At 40.0% G+C, this 18,211-nt stretch carries 20 protein-coding genes; 15 read left to right on the forward strand and 5 right to left on the reverse strand.

Annotated features, from left to right (window positions below):
- Positions 1–2: 2 nt before the first annotated feature.
- The 12 genes from H8B06_RS02815 to H8B06_RS02870 all read left to right on the forward strand — a co-directional run bounded on the left by H8B06_RS02815 (position 3) and on the right by H8B06_RS02870 (position 12,050).
- Positions 3–1,190: a glycosyltransferase family 4 protein gene (locus tag H8B06_RS02815; RefSeq protein WP_190992766.1), complete on the forward strand. Its 1,188-nt coding sequence runs from the start codon at positions 3–5 to the stop codon at positions 1,188–1,190.
- Positions 1,187–1,792 (forward strand): acyltransferase, encoded by a 606-nt coding sequence (locus tag H8B06_RS02820; protein WP_190992767.1) that lies wholly within the window; start codon positions 1,187–1,189, stop codon positions 1,790–1,792. Before H8B06_RS02815 ends, H8B06_RS02820 begins: the two co-directional genes overlap by 4 nt.
- A gap of 1 nt (position 1,793) precedes the next feature.
- Entirely contained in the window at positions 1,794–2,621 is an 828-nt protein-coding gene (locus tag H8B06_RS02825) for a glycosyltransferase family 2 protein (RefSeq protein ID WP_190992768.1), read from the forward strand.
- 7 nt (positions 2,622–2,628) lie between these two features.
- A complete protein-coding gene (locus H8B06_RS02830; RefSeq protein ID WP_190992769.1) occupies positions 2,629–3,576 on the forward strand; it encodes a glycosyltransferase in 948 nt (315 codons plus the stop codon).
- The gene (locus H8B06_RS02835) at positions 3,566–4,660 is read left to right on the forward strand and encodes a polysaccharide pyruvyl transferase family protein (RefSeq protein WP_190992770.1); all 1,095 of its coding nucleotides are present in this window, start codon (positions 3,566–3,568) and stop codon (positions 4,658–4,660) included. Before H8B06_RS02830 ends, H8B06_RS02835 begins: the two co-directional genes overlap by 11 nt.
- Positions 4,661–4,753: 93 nt before the next feature.
- Entirely contained in the window at positions 4,754–5,860 is a 1,107-nt protein-coding gene (locus tag H8B06_RS02840) for a glycosyltransferase (protein ID WP_190992771.1), read from the forward strand.
- Positions 5,838–6,596: a WecB/TagA/CpsF family glycosyltransferase gene (locus H8B06_RS02845; RefSeq protein ID WP_190992772.1), complete on the forward strand. Its 759-nt coding sequence runs from the start codon at positions 5,838–5,840 to the stop codon at positions 6,594–6,596. Before H8B06_RS02840 ends, H8B06_RS02845 begins: the two co-directional genes overlap by 23 nt.
- Before the next feature lie 14 nt (positions 6,597–6,610).
- Positions 6,611–7,609: a mannose-1-phosphate guanylyltransferase gene (locus tag H8B06_RS02850; protein WP_190992773.1), complete on the forward strand. Its 999-nt coding sequence runs from the start codon at positions 6,611–6,613 to the stop codon at positions 7,607–7,609.
- A gap of 16 nt (positions 7,610–7,625) precedes the next feature.
- The gene (locus tag H8B06_RS02855) at positions 7,626–8,498 is read left to right on the forward strand and encodes an aldose 1-epimerase family protein (RefSeq protein WP_190992774.1); all 873 of its coding nucleotides are present in this window, start codon (positions 7,626–7,628) and stop codon (positions 8,496–8,498) included.
- Positions 8,499–8,509: 11 nt separating this feature from the next.
- Complete coding sequence (locus H8B06_RS02860; protein ID WP_190992775.1) at positions 8,510–10,072, forward strand: capsule assembly Wzi family protein; 1,563 nt, start codon at positions 8,510–8,512, stop codon at positions 10,070–10,072.
- 51 nt (positions 10,073–10,123) lie between these two features.
- Complete coding sequence (locus H8B06_RS02865; RefSeq protein WP_190992776.1) at positions 10,124–11,506, forward strand: nucleotide sugar dehydrogenase; 1,383 nt, start codon at positions 10,124–10,126, stop codon at positions 11,504–11,506.
- 28 nt (positions 11,507–11,534) lie between these two features.
- Entirely contained in the window at positions 11,535–12,050 is a 516-nt protein-coding gene (locus H8B06_RS02870) for an adenylyltransferase/cytidyltransferase family protein (protein ID WP_190992777.1), read from the forward strand.
- Positions 12,051–12,120: 70 nt separating this feature from the next.
- Here H8B06_RS02870 and H8B06_RS02875 read toward each other — a convergent pair whose 3' ends face one another.
- From H8B06_RS02875 to H8B06_RS02890, 4 genes are all read right to left on the reverse strand, one after another.
- Positions 12,121–12,336 carry a helix-turn-helix transcriptional regulator gene (locus H8B06_RS02875; protein WP_223857441.1) on the reverse strand — a complete coding sequence of 72 codons (216 nt, stop codon included), beginning with the start codon at positions 12,334–12,336 and terminating at the stop codon, positions 12,121–12,123.
- A 142-nt stretch (positions 12,337–12,478) separates the two neighbouring features.
- On the reverse strand, positions 12,479–12,895 hold the full coding sequence (locus tag H8B06_RS02880; protein WP_190992778.1) for an energy transducer TonB: 417 nt from the start codon (positions 12,893–12,895) through the stop codon (positions 12,479–12,481).
- Between the two features lie 412 nt (positions 12,896–13,307).
- Positions 13,308–13,547 carry a hypothetical protein gene (locus H8B06_RS02885; RefSeq protein WP_190992779.1) on the reverse strand — a complete coding sequence of 80 codons (240 nt, stop codon included), beginning with the start codon at positions 13,545–13,547 and terminating at the stop codon, positions 13,308–13,310.
- 107 nt (positions 13,548–13,654) lie between these two features.
- Positions 13,655–14,014, reverse strand: a complete 360-nt coding sequence (locus H8B06_RS02890) for an energy transducer TonB (protein WP_190993057.1) — start codon at positions 14,012–14,014, stop codon at positions 13,655–13,657.
- Positions 14,015–14,229: 215 nt separating this feature from the next.
- Here H8B06_RS02890 and H8B06_RS02895 point away from each other — a divergent pair, with 215 nt between their 5' ends.
- The 3 genes from H8B06_RS02895 (at position 14,230) to H8B06_RS02905 (ending at position 17,319) form a co-directional block, all read left to right on the forward strand.
- Complete coding sequence (locus H8B06_RS02895) at positions 14,230–15,396, forward strand: ATP-binding protein (protein ID WP_190992780.1); 1,167 nt, start codon at positions 14,230–14,232, stop codon at positions 15,394–15,396.
- A gap of 874 nt (positions 15,397–16,270) precedes the next feature.
- Entirely contained in the window at positions 16,271–16,735 is a 465-nt protein-coding gene (locus H8B06_RS02900; protein ID WP_190992781.1) for a mobile mystery protein A, read from the forward strand.
- Positions 16,732–17,319 carry a mobile mystery protein B gene (locus H8B06_RS02905; RefSeq protein ID WP_223857442.1) on the forward strand — a complete coding sequence of 196 codons (588 nt, stop codon included), beginning with the start codon at positions 16,732–16,734 and terminating at the stop codon, positions 17,317–17,319. The genes H8B06_RS02900 and H8B06_RS02905 overlap by 4 nt, the downstream gene beginning before the upstream one ends.
- 204 nt (positions 17,320–17,523) lie before the next feature.
- Here the strand turns inward: H8B06_RS02905 and H8B06_RS02910 are convergent, their stop codons facing one another.
- Positions 17,524–18,093, reverse strand: coding sequence for a hypothetical protein (locus tag H8B06_RS02910; protein ID WP_190992782.1), 570 nt, complete (start codon positions 18,091–18,093; stop codon positions 17,524–17,526).
- Positions 18,094–18,211: the final 118 nt, after the last annotated feature.

An 18,211-nucleotide genomic window follows, 5' to 3' on the forward strand; every position in this document is an offset into this window, starting at 1 on the left:
TCATGAAGATAGGGATTTTATCACCGGTTAATATTAAAGATTTTGATGTGTACTTTGATGAGGGAAAGCAAATCCTTTATGATAATTGCATTCCAAGCATGGCCTCTGCGGTTCATACTTTAATTCACGGATTTTTAGCTGAGAATCATGATGTAAAGATTTTTACATTGAGTAAGCACGAGGATTTTGTTTTAAAAAGTGGACATTTGGAAATCGTTGGAGTTTCTCGTGAAAATCGCTACCCGATTAAATATCTGTGGGGAATTTTCAATAATTCAAAAAGACTCTCGGGGAAATTGGATGAGTATATACAAGAGCTTGATGTATTACATGCTCATTGGACTTATACTTATGCACATGCTGCTTCCGTTGTAACAAAAGAAATTCCTGTCTTTTGCACTGTCCGTGACTGGGCACCATATATTTGGAAAATAGAATCCATTAAAAATAAAATAAGTTGGAGTTTTCGTCTATTAATGAACAATTTAGTCTTCAGAAATAGGAAGATACATTTCATAGCCAATTCTCCTTATACCCAATCTCTTATTAAGAAAAAATATAAGATAGATGTTCCTTTCATTCCGAATCCTATTAAAGGCTCGTTTATTAAATATAATGAAAGAGTGTTACCAAGTAGTTTAGAGTTGATATGTATTTCTTCTAGTAACGATAGGCGTAAAAATGTAGTTGTATTATTAAATGCTTTTCGTATTCTTTTATCTAGATATCCTCAGGCACATTTATCTATAATAGGTGCTCCTTTTGTTACATCGAATGAAATTATTGGCCGGTGGAAAAAAGAAAAACTTCTTGATCAGGTTTCACTGTTAGGTAGTGTTGCGCATCACGATTTGCACAACTATTTAGATCGATCAAGAATCTTTGTAGCACCATCATTGGAAGAAACTTTTGGAAATACTTTAATAGAAGCTATGGCTAGAAAAGTGCCTGTTGTCGGCGGAAAAGATTCTGGCGCAGTACCGTATGTATTACAGGAAGGAGAGGCTGGTTTTTTATGTGACGTAACAGATGCTCTCGACTTGGCTAATACCATAGAGAAGGTCTATATAAATCCTGAATTAGCAAAATTAAAGACGGAAAAAGCATTTGATATTCTAACGATGGAATATCTTGATCGAGTAGTTTTAAATAAACATCTGGAATTGTATAAAAAGATTTTAAAATCATGATCGTTTTTTTTTATAAATCTATCAGAAAAGTTCTCAATAAACTATTAGAATTTTTAGAAAAGTTGATCACAGTAGTTGTTCTATCAGGTAACGGAGTCCATTTTGGAGCATTTCGAACGCATGGAATCCCGTATATAGTGGTGGCAGGCGGTGCAGAGTTTTACCTTGGCAACAAATTTACGATGAATAATGGAATAAGAGGCAATCCAATCGGTTGTTACGATAAATGTACATTTTTTGTGGATCGAGGTGCCAAGCTTGTAATTGGTGATAATGTAGGAATTTCACAAGCAGCAATAGTTTGCCATAAAAGTATCGTAGTTCAAGATAATGTAAAGATAGGTGGAGGTGTAAAAATTTATGATACTGATTTTCATTCTTTGGACCCGAGTATAAGAGCGAGTAAGGATGATACTAGAAGAAAGAAGACGGCGCCAATATTGATTAAGAATAATGCATTTATAGGTGCATTTTCTATCGTTTTAAAAGGGGTAACTATCGGAGAAAACTCAATAGTTGGGGCTGGTTCGGTGGTAACCAAATCTATTCCTGATAACGAAATCTGGGCTGGCAATCCTGCTAAATTTATAAGGAAAATATAATATGAAATATATCGCAGTTTTACTCACTGTACACAACCGTAAGGACAAAACGATACAATGCCTGAAGTATTTATTTGAACAGGAGATATCGAAGGGTTATCAGATAGATCTTTTTTTGACCGATGACGGTTGTACGGATGGTACGCCGGAAGCGGTTCACGAAAACTTCCCAGGAGTATATATTGTAGAGGGCGATGGTACATTGTATTGGAATAGAGGTATGTATATGTCTTGGAATGAGGCTACGAAAACTAAGGAGTATGATTATTTCCTTTGGTTAAATGATGATACTATTTTGGAAAGCGGATCGTTGCAAATTTTGTTAAGCACTTCGACGGGATTGAATGATAATGCAATCGTTGTGGGGACGACTAGAGCGTCAGATACAGATACCGCTACATATGGAGGACGTACTTCAATTGGGAGACTCATCATACCGAGAGAGCTTTCTGTTTCCTGCGAATACTTTAATGGAAATATTGTGTTAATACCCAAGGAGGTATATAAAATAGTGGGAATGAATGACCCTGTGTTTCATCACTCGTTGGGAGATTTTGATTATGGGTTAAGAGCTAAAAATCTTGGAGTTAAAATTTACGTTGCTCCGGGTATTCTTGGCGTATGCGATGCTCATGACACTTTGCCTACGTGGTGCAACCCTAAAAAAACGTTGCAGCAAAGGTGGAAGGCTTTCCGTTCGCCATTGGGGCAAAACCCTGAAGAATTTTTCGTTTTTGAAAGACGGCATAATGGTTTGGCGATGGCGATATTTCATTATGCAACTAATCATCTAAGAATGTTATGTCCCTGGATTTGGAATCTAAAATAAAGAAGTTATGTTAGCACCCATCTGTTTATTTACTTACAATAGGCCAGAGGAGACTGGCCAAACTATCGAAGCCTTGAAAAGAAACTTTCTTGCCAAAGAAAGTGATTTGTACATATTTTCTGATGGTGCTAAAAATGTGTCAGCGGAAGAAAAAGTTAAAGCGGTACGTAACTATATAAAAGCCATTAAAGGATTTAAATCGGTAACGATTTATGAATCACCGACGAACAAAGGATTAGCTCGATCTATTACAGAAGGAGCTACAGAAATTTTAAAGCAATTTGGTAAGGTGATCGTATTAGAAGATGATTTAATTTCCTCTCCTAATATGTTGAATTTTATGAATCAGGCGTTGGACTATTATCAAAATATGCCTAAAATCTTTTCTATCTCCGCGTTTGGTCACCATCTTAACTTACCAGAGGGATACGGTTATGATGTTTATTTAAGAGGCAGACCATATTCATGGGGATGGGGGACTTGGAGCGACAGATGGGATTCCGTAGACTGGACGATAGTGGATTGGGAAAGCTTTAAGACAGATAGGAATCAAATCAAAGCATTTAATAGACTCGGAAGTGACCTGTTCAAAACTCTCGAGGATTGTATGGAGGGTAAAAATAATTCTTGGGCAGTGAGGTTTGCATATAGTCAATTCAAGCAGAATAAGATTACAGTTAGCCCTCGTTACTCAAAAATTGTGAATTGTGGCTTTGGAAAAGACGCAACGCACTGTGCTGCCACATATAACCGACATAAAGTGCTTTTTGATAATACGGGTAAGAAGACATTTAAGTTTACCGATGAGCTGGAACTAACTCCGGATATAAGTAAACAACTAGCCGCCTATAATTCTATTTCAAGCAGGCTGAAATCTAAAGTGCTTAATTTTTTAATAGAGAAAGGTATCATTAGGAATATCAATAATATAAAAGTGATTACAAATGAAAAATAATATGGAAAAAAAGCCTTTGATTGCTATTTGGTCTCCATTGAGATATGTAAATTATGGAGATGATCTTCAGGCAATTGCATATGGTATATATTTGAAAGAACTAGGTTATAGCGTTAAACTTTTTCAGTTGGATAAAGAACTTTCGGATATGTATGACTTACCATCGGTTGATACCGTGGATGAGCTATGCAAGGATGTTAAGTTATGTGTTATAGCGGGCGGCGCATTATTGACCCCATTTAATTTTCTTAAACGGTGGTTGAACAAAGCAGCTTTTGATTATGAACGAGACTTTAAGCACCTATTGCAGGCGAGTGAAAAATATCCCGTGAAGTTCTGTGCTATATCTATGGGAGGGGATGGTAAAACGAGAAGTCCCTTCTTATATTATTCCAAATCACGTAATGATTTTTTTAGATCCGACGCTTTCCTTGATGGCACAGTCCGATTGGAAGGTGATATTGCGCAGATGGAAAAGTTCGGAAAGAGTTTTGTGTATTACCCAGATATGTTGTTTAGGGTAAAGGATTATTTTGAGTTTGAACCACTCCCCCAGACTCAAAAACTTCGGGTGGGTTTTAACCTGAAGAAAGGCAAATATCTCGACGAAAAGCTATTGGAAAGTATTTATGAATACGCTGGAAGTAATGATGATATAGAATTTTACTTTACGACAACGCACATGGAAAAAGCAGGATTGAACTATCAGTATGTTCCAGAGAAGGAAACTAACAATATTAAAATTGCTCGATATACTTCTCCAAAGCAATTGTTGGGAGTACTAGGGTCAATGGATATTTTTATTTCTTCTATGCTCCATGTTGGTCTGACAGGATTGACATTAGGGACACCGGTTTTGAGTTATCGGGGTCCGGGAAAAACGAAATCATTTTTGAAATCGATCGGAGGTGATTGGGCGATTTTGGATGACAATATCTCTTTCAAAGAATTAAAAAGTAAGTTTTTTTCCCGTTCTCGAGAAGAATTATACAGTCTTTACAATGTTGAGGCTATTGATGCAATGATCGAGGCTAGTAATAACCAGTTCGAATTTTGTAGAAAAATTGCACAGAAATATGCTTAAGTAATATCTAAATCAACGCATGGTGTGAGAGTACTTGTCATTCATACATATTACAATCTTAGGGGAGGTGAAGATAGCGTCTTCGAACAGGAGGTGTCGTTATTAAAGAGCTTCTGCGATGTACATGTCCTGTCTTTTAAAAATTTAACGGGTAGGGCTGGTCTCGGACAATTTTTATCACAACGAAGCAATAAAAAGTCCAATAAAACTGTAAAGTACGAAATCGATCGTTTTAAACCGGATATTGTTCATATTCATAATCTTCACTTTGCCGCTGGTTGGGAAATTTTATCGCTTATTAAGCAAAGTGGCATTCCAGTGATAATGACTTTGCATAATTATAGGTTCTTGTGCCCCTCGGGTACACTTTATCATAACGGTAGCCTTTTTCTAGATAGTCTATCTCAAGGTTTTCCTTGGCAAGCGATAAGAAGAAAAGTTTATAAAGACTCTCGATTATTGACATTCTGGCTGGCTAGAACATTTTATAGTATAAAGAGATCTAACATCCTGAATGCGGTCGACCGGTACATCGTTCTGACGGAATTTGCAAAGGATTTGTTTACGAACTCAAAACTGCTGATTGCTGATAAGAAATTTGAAATTAAACCAAATTTTGTATATCCTGGAATTGTGGATTATAAAGGAGAGCGAAAAAAGCATTTTTTATTCATTGGTAGGTTGTGCGAGGAGAAAGGCGTGGATGTGTTGCTAGAAGCTTTTAAAGATAGCGACGCATGTGTATTTATAGCAGGTGGCGGCCCCATGGAAGAAAAGGTGGTCGAATATGCCAATAGATACAAGAACAATTTCGTGTTCTTGGGTAAGCTGAATGCTGATGAAATCCGAACGGAAATGCAAAATGCGACGGCATTAATTTTTCCATCTGTGTGGTATGAAGGGATGCCTCTGACGATTCTTGAGGCATTTGCATCAAGTCTTCCAGTCATTGCCAGTAAAATTGGAGCCATGGAATCTATGATTTCTCACAATTACAATGGCCTGCATTTCGATGTGGCAAGTCCTAATGATTTAGCAAAAACTGTTAACCGTTGGAAGTTAATGACAGAAGAGGAAAAATTGAATTTTAGAAAAAATGCGATGGAGACCTATGAACTTAATTATACGAAGGAAAGGAATCTCCAAATGATGAAAGAACTATATCAGTCAATTTTAGATGAAAGCACTTCAAAGCAATAATTCTAAGGTGGTTAGCTTATATGTCAGCAGGGGTGCTTATATAAGTTTTATTCAATATATTGTCGAAAATAGTCTACTAAGGATATCCTCCTACGTCTGTGTAGCAAACGTCCACATGTGTATCGAAGCCTACGATGATCCCGCATTTGCACAGGTGGTCAATGGTGCCGACTTGATTACCCCCGATGGTATGCCATTGGCAAAGGCTATTAAGGTTTTATACGGCGAAGATCAAGATCGTGTTGCAGGAATGGATCTGCTGCCCGATTTATTACAAGAAGCAGAGCATAAGGGCTTGTCTTGCTTTGTCTATGGTGGTAGTGAAAAGATGTTGACGAAAAGCAAGGAATACATAGAAACTAAATACCCAGTATTACGGTGTGGTTTTTATAGTCCGCCCTTTCGCCCCTTAACCGCTGAGGAAGAACAGGCTGATGTGGATCGAATCAATGCTTTCGGGGCGCATCTGGTATTCGTAGCCCTAGGCTGCCCTAAGCAAGAAAAATGGATGGCCCGCATGAAAGGACGGATTCAGGCCTGTATGATCGGTATTGGTGGGGCTCTGCCTGTTATGGTGGGCATGCAGAACCGGGCCCCGGCATGGATGCAAAATGCAAGTCTGGAATGGTTGTACAGGCTCATGCAGGAACCTAAAAGACTGTTCAAGCGATATGCATACACGAATACTAAATTTTTGTACTTACTCTTTAAACAGAAATTAGGCATATTAAAGTAATTATTAACAGAAATATGAGTAATATAATACACGTAATTTTATCAGGCGGCGTCGGAAGCCGTTTATGGCCCTTATCGCGAAAGAGCAATCCCAAGCAATACCTAAACCTATTCAAAGAAGGTTCACTTTTTGGAATGACCGTACTACGGAACAAGACGCTCTGCGATCAGGTAATGGTCGTCGGTAATCGGGAGAATTACCAACTTAGTAAAGAAGTGTTGGATAGCCAAGGTATAACTTACACCGATATCGTGGAAGCGACACCACGGAATACCGCAGCAGCGATTGCTTTTGCTGCTTTTGCTGCCGAACCGGATGATACCTTGGTCGTTACCCCATCTGACCATGTTATCTTGGGAGAGCAAGCCTATAAAGATGCGATACAAGCTGGTATAGAAAAAGCTAAAGAAGGTTATATCGTAACGTTTGGTATCCAGCCGACGCGGCCGGAAACAGGATACGGCTATATTGAATTTGAAGATGACCGTGTATTATCGTTTCGTGAAAAACCTAATCAGGATACGGCCGAAGATTTTATCGAACAGGGAAACTTCTTGTGGAACTCCGGGATGTTCTGTTTTCGTGCTGATACCCTATTGGAAGAATTGCAGCAGTTTGAGCCGAAAGTGTATGCGACAGCACTTGCGGCGTGGCAACATCAAAAAGACGGCAAACTCGATGAGAACCTTTCTAAGAAAATTCCGTCAATCAGCATTGATTACGCGGTGATGGAACGTTCCAAAAAGATTCGGGTAGTTGCTACCCAATTCGAATGGTCTGATCTCGGGTCGTTTGAAGCGCTGTATGATTACCTGTTGTCAACGGGCTATTCAGTCGATGAGCAAGGGAATATGGTAATCGGATCAGATATGTATACAGCTTTTGTTGGCTTGAAAGATACTATTGTGGTGTGTACCGATGATGCGTTATTGTTCGTACAAAAAGAGAAATCGCAGGATGTCAAAAAAATATATAACACCCTAGAAAAACATCAATCAAAGTTGATTGATTGAGATAAAATGTAGGAAAATGTATGTCATAGAAAACAGCTATTTACGGGTTGAGATCCATTCTGCTGGAGCGGAATTACGAAGCTTATATGACAAAAAGCAGCTTCGCGAATTATTATGGCAACGCGACCCTAAATTTTGGGGTAAATCATCACCAGTATTGTTCCCTTTCGTTGGCGAATTGAAAGATGGGAATTACCGCCATGACAATGAAACATACAAAATGCCAAAGCATGGCTTTGCGCGGAATTGTGATTTTGAAGTAGTTCGTCATACGGAAGAAGAAATTTCGTTTCTTTCGCTGTCCACTGACGTGACTAAGCAATTCTATCCCTTCGATTTCGAACTTTATCTGCATTATAAACTGCATCACACGCGCCTTTCTTGCACGTACGAAGTGCGTAATCGGAGCAGTTTTGACATGTTGTTCTCAATTGGCGGGCATCCGGCTTTTCAATTGGATTTGTCACCTGGTCGCGATGTGTCCGACTACTATTTGGCGTTTCCGGATGATCACATGTTAAAGCGTTATTTTATCCGTGACGGACTGCTTCATAGTCAACCGCAATGGCAGGGATTGGAAGGATTACGTTTATACCTACAAAATGATATGTTTAAAGATGATGCGTGGGTGTTAAAAGATCTGCGATCTACGGAAATATATCTTAAAAACCGGATTGGGGATTATCAAATCAAGCTCGATTTTGCTGGGTTTCCGTATTTAGGATTGTGGGCACCAATGGGAGCACCATTTATTTGTGTGGAACCATGGTGTGGTGTGAATGACTTGGAAACGCATACCGGAGATTTGGAGCGGAAGGAGGGTGTGATACGGCTAGATCCTTTCTCAAAGTGGAGAAAAACGTGGGGAGTTACCGTTGGTCAAAATTAATTTAGGTAGATATGAAAAAGACAAAATCTTTCCTTTTAGGTATTCTATTGTGCTACAGTACTAGTCTATTATTTGGCACCAAACTGTGTGCACAAACGGACACCCTTAGACAATATATAGATGTAAGTCTTTTAGCCGGTTATACAAGCAATGATGTTGTTCCCTTTTGGATGCGTTCTAATCAGTTTGGCTCCATCCCACTTGATGGAACATCTGGCGGCCTGCTGTTGCGTGCTGCAAAAAACTATATTTTACAAGGCGAATGGACTGAACATGCTAGCAAAAATGTTTCACCTTGGGACTGGGGATATGGTGCAGAAGTGCGGACAAACGTAGGACACAAAGCCCAGTTGCAACTGATTGATGCTCATGCAAAGGTTCGGTATAAAATGTTCGAAGCGAAGCTGGGAAGAACAAAAGATGTGATGGGACTAAATGGAGATACCGTACTAAGTTCGGGGAATTTCGCTGTCTCGGGGAATGCTTTGGGTGTGCCTGTGTTAGATATTCGTATACCGGAATATTATCGGCTGCCTTGGGTTGGTGGACTGTTCTCCTTTAAAGGAAACTTTGCAAACGGATATATGGGGAAGATGCCTATTAACCCAGATGCATTTCGTACCTCTTCAATAGGCGAAAAATTACCCACATTACTTCATCAGAAATCCTTATATGGACGTTTGGGAAAATCTCATTGGCGAATAAATCTCTATGGAGGGATTAACCATCAGGTACAGTGGGGAAGCGAAAAAGCAGTGTATGGGGATGTTTATACCTTAAATAACCTAGAAACGTTATGGTATGTATTTTGGGGAAAACCTTATGGAGGAGGGGACATTCCTATTCCGAGATCCAAACTTGGAAACCAGCAAGGCTCCATTGATCTTGGTTTTTCCTACGATTGGGATCAAGTACAGCTCATGGCTTATCGACAGAATGTTTATGAAGTAGGTGCTATCGCTAAGTTAGCAAACATCGCGGACGGACTTAACGGCATTACCCTAACCAATAAGCAGTACAACAAGACTCATAAAAATTGGGATTGGCAAAAATTGCTCTTCGAATTTTTCTATTCGAAAGATCAGGCTGGATACCCTTGGTCAAAACCTACAGCCTCTGGGGATGAAGATTATTATAACAATTATTACTATACAGAGGGTTGGTCGTATAAAAAGCAAGGTGTCGGTACGCCATTGATTGTGCCTGCGCATACAGTGAGAGAAGGTCAAGCGCACGACCCGGTAGATTACTTTATTAGTAACAGGGTTGTCGCAGGGCATTTTGGCCTAAGAGGTCGCTTATACCAATGGAATGTGTTAAGTAAATTGACTTTCGCCCGCCACTACGGAACTTTCGCGACCAGTATTTACGGTAAATCCACAGGAAGAGAGTTTCATACCCCTCACGAAGAAACATTCATCCCCGTCTCCCAATTCTCAGCATTTGTAGATGCCGAACGAGCATTACGCAACAATTTTTTCCTAGGCATACGTATCGCCGTAGATCAAGGGCAATTATTGGATAACAGTGTTGGTGGGCAGGTGTCGTTGCGAAAATCTTTCGGCAAACTGTAGATTAAATTTATATACAAGGTGCCGAAATTACATAACAATCATTAAACTAAAATGAAACAAATAAAAAAAATCACCTGTATCGGAGCGGGCTACGTCGGAGGGCCGACGATGTCGGTCATTGCCCAGAAGAATCCGAATGTGGAAGTTACGGTCGTAGACCTGAACCATGCGCGTATCGCAGCGTGGAACGACGAGGATTTAGACAATCTTCCGGTATACGAGCCCGGACTGGATGCGGTAGTAGGTGAGGCACGCGGGCGCAACCTGTTTTTCTCCACGGAGGTTGACAGGGCGATCGATGAGGCCGATATGATCTTTATCTCGGTGAACACCCCGACCAAGACCTACGGTAAAGGAAAAGGTCAGGCAGCTGACCTGAAATTTATTGAGCTGTGCGCGCGTCAGATTGCTGCAGTGGCTAAAAATGATAAGATTGTTGTAGAGAAGTCCACGCTTCCGGTGCGTACGGCCGAAGCATTGAAAAATATTTTGGAAAACACGGGTAACGGTGTGAATTTCCATATCCTTTCGAACCCGGAGTTTTTAGCGGAGGGCACGGCTGTTACCGACCTGCACAACCCGGACCGTGTACTGATCGGCGGTGAGGATGCGGAAGCGATCGAAGCTTTGGTAAATGTTTATGCAGCCTGGGTTCCACGGGAACGTATCCTGACGACGAACCTATGGTCATCGGAGCTGTCGAAACTGGTTGCGAATGCTTTCCTGGCACAGCGTGTCTCCTCGATCAATGCGATCTCGGAACTGTGTGAGGTTACGGGTGCGAACGTGGACGAGGTGGCGCGTGCCATTGGTCAGGATTCCCGTATCGGGGGTAAGTTCCTGAAAGCTTCGGTTGGCTTTGGGGGGTCCTGTTTCCAGAAGGATATCCTGAACCTGGTGTATATTGCGCGGACATACAACCTGCATGAAGTAGCGGACTACTGGGAACAGGTTATCATCATGAACGACCACCAGAAGACGCGTTTTGCGGAGAAGATCATCCAGACGATGTACAACACGGTTAACGGCAAGCATATTGCATTCCTTGGCTGGGCCTTCAAGAAGGACACGAACGATACACGTGAATCTGCTGCGATTTACGTAGCGGACCACCTGCTGGACGAAGAGGCGCAGGTGGTGGTATATGATCCAAAGGTATCTGCCGAACAGATCTACAGGGATCTGGATTACCTGGGCACCCGTTCACCAGAGGATAACCGTCGCTTAGTGAAAGTGGTGGACAACGCTTACGAGGCCCTGGATGGTGCACATGCTGCAGCCATCCTGACGGAGTGGGATGAATTCAAGGGTTACGACTGGGCGAAGGTCAAGGAGGGTATGAAGAAGCCTTCTTTTGTATTCGATGGGCGGAAGCTGTTGGACAGAAAGGAACTGAACCGGTTAGGATTCGCTTATTACGCTATCGGAGAGTAATTACTAACACCCAAATAACAACAAAACTATGGAGACCAAACCTACAACAAAAAAGGAGGACTACAACCCCGGGCCACGTGTCGGGATTACGTTTTCAACATTCGATCTACTACATGCCGGACATATTATGATGTTGGCCGAGGCCAAGCGTCAGTGTGATTATCTAATCTGCGGTTTGCAGATGGATCCTACATTAGACCGGCCGGAGAAAAACGCACCGACCCAAACGGTGGTAGAGCGCTATATCCAACTGCGCGGATGCCAGTATGTCGATGAAATTGTCCCCTATTCTACCGAACAGGATTTAGAGGATATCCTCCGTTCTTTTAAACTGGACGTACGCATTGTAGGGGATGAATATAAAGATAAGAATTTTACCGGGCGGCAATATTGTGAGGAGAAGGGTATTGAATTGTATTACAATAGCCGTGACCATCGTTTTTCCAGCTCGGGGCTTCGGAAAATTGTGGCCGAAAAAGAAGCATCAAAAAGAGAAAAAATGCAGGCTCTTCAGAGCGGGATAGACTTAAATATCGCCAAATAGCAACAGGCTTATTCTTCCGACAGTTATCAGTATTTTGTGAATGACTGTCGGAAGTTTTTAGTGTAACCTATCAGACTTCGATCGATATTTTTACTTTTCCACCTAATCCCTTTTCCACGATGTCAAACAATGTTTTCAACGTTAAGTTGCTTCCATTGTTTTCCACCCTTGAAATGTATTCACGTTTTTTATCGACCAGTACGGCAAGTTCGGATTGCGTCAATTGTTTTTCTTCACGGGCTTTTTTAAGAAGCAATAAGTGTAGCAGTGTTTTCGGCGTAATCATTTTGCAGCTTTAACCTGATTGGCATAGAAAGGTTCTATGGCCTGGCCCAATACAGTTCCGGAAGCGGATGGCCAAACATAGGCCTGTTCACTATTGACAGTGATATAGAGAAAAGATTAATTGATGGAATCTCTAGGTGCCATCATCTTCTTCGGGTATCGATAAACATAGGTAACGTGTACTTAACCCTCACGGGTTTTCCATCTTGTATTCCGGGGCTCCATTTTCTCGCTTGACGTAGTACACGGATCAATTCTTCGCCAGTCCCGTATCCTACGTCCTCCAATATCTCAAAGTCGTCTAAACGGCCATCTTCGCAGACCACAAAAGACACGTTAACTTTCCCATATACCCGTGCTTTTTTAGCAGCTTTAGGCAGTTTGTAGTTTTTTTGTACCCATAGACGGAATGCTTGGAATCCCTCGTTATTTTCCTCGGCGGGGCTATATATTGAATCTCGGGTAATAGGTGTATACTTTTCGTGGGCATTTCCGGTGGCAATATAAATGAAAATGGTTAAGAAACACGGTAAGGTGAGTACCTTTACTTTATTTGTCATAATTTTTCTCAAGTTAATCTGCAAACAAAAATACAAATAGTATAATACTTTCACAGCGTCCATATCAAAAGAAATCATAAGAAAATAGGCTTAGAGGTATTAGCACATTTGCCGCAAAAATGCGGAGAATAGAGGGCTTAATCTCAGCATAGTTTTAATTGCGGTAATCAATGCCTCCAAGTATTTTCTTAGTACGTCCTATACGCCCTTTTGACGAGCATAAATTAAATATGATCATAAAACAATAAGCCAAACTTTCGCTTGGCTTATATATAGCTATTAACCCAAATCCGTACCGATCTTCGGGTCATTGGAGAGATCATCAGAAAGTTGGCTTATATCCTTAAGTATCTGCTTATGTTTTTTCGCAATACGCTTTAACTCCCTTTTGAAAGAAGAAGAAAATAGAATATCAAACACCACGGTTCAATTCGGATTCAATCTCAGCCAGCGCTTCCTTTGAAGATTGCAAATTTACCCGTCCAGCTTCCCAGTCATTGATTTCTTTGAAGGTTTCCTTAAATCGATCATATAGCACTGCGCTATCCGTAGCTTGTTTCTCTACCTTATACTTTAATCCAAAACGGTTAAGAATCTCTTTCAATACGGGTAAATCTCTCTCATTATCGATATTTACTGTTAGTATAGCCATGACAACTTTCTTACTTATCTAATATACAAATTTACAAATTATTTCCCAATTACTTATTAGATAGTGATGTAGGCGAAAAGATTAATGGATGGAATCTCTAGGTGCCATCATCTTCTTCGGGTATCGATAAACATAGGTAACGTGTACTTAACCCTCACGGGTTTTCCATCTTGAATTCCGGGACTCCATTTTCTCGCTTGACGTAGTACACGGATCAATTCTTCGCCAGTCCGGTATCCTACTTCCTCCAATATCTCAAAGTCGTCTAAACGGCCATCTTCGCAGCCCACAAAAGACACGTTAACTTTCCCATATATCCGTGCTTTTTTAGCAGCTTTAGGCAGTTTGTGTTTTTTTTGTACCCATAGACGGAATGCTTGGAATCCCTCGTTATTTTCCTCGGCGGGACTATATATTGAATCTCGGGTAATAGGTGTATACTTTTCGTGGGCATTTCCGGTGGCAATATAATCGGTCTAATAACATTTTAGACGGAGATTTTTTTACGTAAAAAACCTATTTTTTTAATAGCCATTAAATTAATCATCATTAAGTTAATGGCTATATCTTTTTGTATCCCGAAAAAATGAATATTTATAAACGCACTCTCATAGTGCAAAATTTCTAAAAAATCGCACTCTCATAGTGCAAAATTTAGTATTTTTGATTAAAAGCAAATACCATGGATACGTTATTCGCATACTCTAATCAACTGGTTTCTGAGACAGATGTAACATTTAAACGCTATATGTATGATCGAATTAATTGGGAAAATAGACTTGTTGGGCTTATCGGTCCTCGAGGCGTTGGGAAAACGACGTTAGTGCTGCAACACATCAAAAACAATCTGGATATTCATCACACCCTGTACGTAACAGCCGAAGATTTTTATTTTGCTAAAAACCGTTTGACAGATCTGGCGGACACTTTTGTAAAATTTGGAGGGAAACATTTATTTATAGATGAAATACATAAATATCCCGATTGGTCTAAAGAATTAAAACTAATTTACGATTATCACCGTGGATTGAAAGTTGTTTTCACCGGTTCTTCGGTACTCGATATAAAAAAAGGCAGTTCTGATTTAAGTCGAAGAGCAGTGGTTTATACAATGCAAGGCTTGTCTTTTCGGGAATATTTAATGCTGTTTCACCAGATCGACGTTCCAAAATTCAGTTTGGAAGAAATCTTGAACCATCAAATGAATGTTTCGGTGCGACACCCGCTACCCTTTTTTAGAACCTATTTAGAACGGGGATATTATCCTTTCTCCATGGAATATGATTTTGATTTGAGATTGCAACAGGTCGTAAACCAAACATTAGAAAGCGATATTCCTACGTATGCGGACATGAATGTATCAACGGGCAGAAAGCTGAAACAGCTGTTGGCAATTGTGGCAGAAAGTGTACCATTCAAACCCAATATGAGTAAGATTGCCGAAATGCTCACCATCAGCAGAAATAATATTGCCGATTATCTTCTGTATATGGAGGAAGCCGGAATGGTGGCACAATTAAGAGAAAAAACAGGAGGTATCCGAGGCCTAGGGAAGGTAAATAAAGTGTATTTGGACAATGCAAATTTAGTTTATGGCTTGGCCAAAGAAAAGCAGAATATAGGAAATATTAGAGAAACCTTTTTTCTTAATCAGTTGAGAGTAGGGCATGAGGTTTCTTCTTCTTCCTTAGCTGATTTTAAAATTGAAGGGATCGATTTTGAAGTAGGGGGGAAGAATAAGGGACGGGAACAGATCAGGAATGCCGAAAAAGCGTTTGTCGTTAAAGATGATATAGAAAGTGGTTTTTTGAATACGATTCCGTTATGGCATTTTGGGCTGATGTATTGAAGATGAAGCATATCTTCAAGGGCTTCCCTTATCTGGTGTTCGTTGTCCAAAGGTCTGTAATTTGTACCGGAAATACCTACCCGACGTTGCCTGATATTGTGTTCAACCGGAAGATCCTTGACCAAAATACTATGAATATCTTCTATTCTTGCTATGGTCAAGGGTACAACGTAATCGGGATTATCAATGATGCAGTTGAAGGCTTCTTTATGATTCAAGAGCATAGTGGCATCGTCTTTCGGTTTTCCAGCAGCAGTCTCCTTATCCTTTAGCAGACGTTCTGTTTCCAGCAAGGAATTTTGAGCTTATATAATAATATGAGCTCTTTTCTTAAATATTATAAGCTCAAATAATCCGTTTTGTGAGCTTAAATAGTGCAAGTGGTGAGCCTATAAGCTAGATTTCTTTTTGTTCTCGTATTTGTGAATCACGTTTTTCACAAGATATTCTGAATTGTTCTAGCCTATCCTGTAGGCGAGTTATTGTATTCTACATTATCAATAATTTTGGTAGTGTGAAATGAAAAAAAGAAGCCTACTTTTGCCGGGCGCGTCAGTGGACTTCAACTGAATTATGAATTCTAATTTCGTGATTTTTTTCGCTATAGGCAAGTTTTTGGATGTTTTTCTCTTACATGCTTACTCACGGTCGCTCCCCATCGCCGTAGAAATATTCGAACAGCTGGCTGGGTTTATAAAACTCATCAGCATAAACCAATGTTCTTTCTTCAATATAAAAATTGCTTATTAAGTTTTTAATGCGTTTTATGCATAAATAGTATTTTTTATGATGCGATATATGACATATAACCCATAATAAGTAATGCAATATCTGCATTATTTTGTTTATTTTTGATGCAATAAAATGTAAAGATATGGAATACTGGGATAGAAAACTGATGCGTGAGCAATTGGATAAGAAGCTTAAAAAGCTGTCTATATTGTTATCACCGGAACTTCCTGAAAGGGGTTGGGTAAAACTTATCCGGGAAGCATTGGGCATGTCAGGGCAAGAGTTGGGGAAAAGAATTGGCTTAAATCAGTCAAGTGTCTCTCGCTTGGAAAGTTCGGAATTATCGGGCGATGCAAAATTATCATCTTTAAAAAAAACGGCGGACGCACTGAATATGAAATTTGTCTATGGTTTTGTGCCTAGAGACGGTTTAGAAAATATGGTGAAACGACAGGCTCAAAAAATCGCCCAGGAGCGTATGGCGAAAGCCTCACATACGATGCTTCTTGAAGCACAGGAATTGTCGGACGAGGAAAAAGCCCGTATGTTTGATGATCTAGTTCAAAAAATCCTTATCGAGCAACCAAAAGATTTTTGGGAAAGATGATGCAATTCGATTATCCCGCAGGTGCTACACCTCTCGATCCCGAAGAAGCTGACGGGTTAAAACTGCGCCATATTACCACACGCGGTGAACTAGATCGGTGGGAACAGGAAAATATACAGGATGCAATCGCATGGGTGGAACGTAAGCGCAAGCTTGATGTGTTGACGGATGATTTTATTTGTACACTTCATCAAAAAATGTTTGGCAAAATCTGGAAATGGGCTGGAACATTCAGGCGAACAAACAAAAATATCGGTGTTGATAAATTCGTGGTTGGCGTAGAATTGCGCCAGCTTCTTGATGATGTCAAATACTGGATAAAAAACGGAACATATTCACCCGATGAAATTGCCTGTCGTTTTCATCACAAACTTGTGTGGATTCATTTATTCCCAAATGGCAACGGGCGGCATGCACGATTGATAACGGATATATTGTTGACAAAGATGCTCGGAAAGGAAATGTTTACATGGGGAGGCGGAAGCCTTACAGATGCAACAAGAACCAGACAGCAATATATTTCTGCATTACGTGCAGCAGACCATAACGATTATGCCGAATTGTCGGCTTTTGTAAGATCATAGCTTTTTTTATTATCAAAGATATAAACGGCTAAAACCATAATAATAACGAGCCTATCTATTCTTAGACAGTTTTTTCTAAAACATTTGGATCATACGGAAGTTTTTAGGTGTTTTTTACTTACATCCCTACTTACCTGCCGCTCACCGTCGCTATAGAAGTAGTCGAAAAGTTGGCTGGGCTTGAATGAATATGCTGAGTAAAAACTAGGCATATTTAGCTATTTGCTCCAGTTCTTTATCAATAAAATCTTCGATGTATGGAAAAATTTCATTTAAATCATACGTCCTCAATTCAAATTCGTAGTATAGGGTTCGTTTTCCATATGAATGATACATCCTTTTTAATTCGTAGATATTTTCGTTTGACTCGTTGCATCGATACAGCTTAACTTTGCCTGTCAATATATCACTTTCAAAATGGAGATATGTGTTGTTCGACCAGCGGCTTATACTTCGTAGTTGCCGTTTCTCTAGCGCAATGGATATAAAGGGCTCGATAGGACGAACTACTGTGTGGAAGTATGCATAATTATGTTTGCTTTCCAATTTTAATATAACGTCGTTTGCATTCAGAAGTTCACCGAGTTTAGCTGCAATATTTTTTATGTCTTGCAGCAGGGTTTTGTCAAAGAGGTCACTAAAAGATTCCCTGGATTCCTTATATTCTTTTTGCCTTCGTAGGGATGCTGTAGCGCGTCGACTATGATCAAACAGCCCACGGTCATATTTGAATTGCTCTAATCTATCCTGTATACGTTTTAAGAATTGTTCCATAAGGTTAGTTTTGCTTTTTCTTAAAGTTACAAAATTCTGCCAAATAAGCAAATCACCATCTAATACCTAGCTGATACCCCCCAATGGCAAAGGTGTACGTTATGTGAACAAGATCTCC

Source organism: Sphingobacterium micropteri (assembly GCF_014692515.1).
In the GTDB taxonomy this organism is placed as follows: Bacteria; Bacteroidota; Bacteroidia; order Sphingobacteriales; family Sphingobacteriaceae; genus Sphingobacterium; species Sphingobacterium micropteri.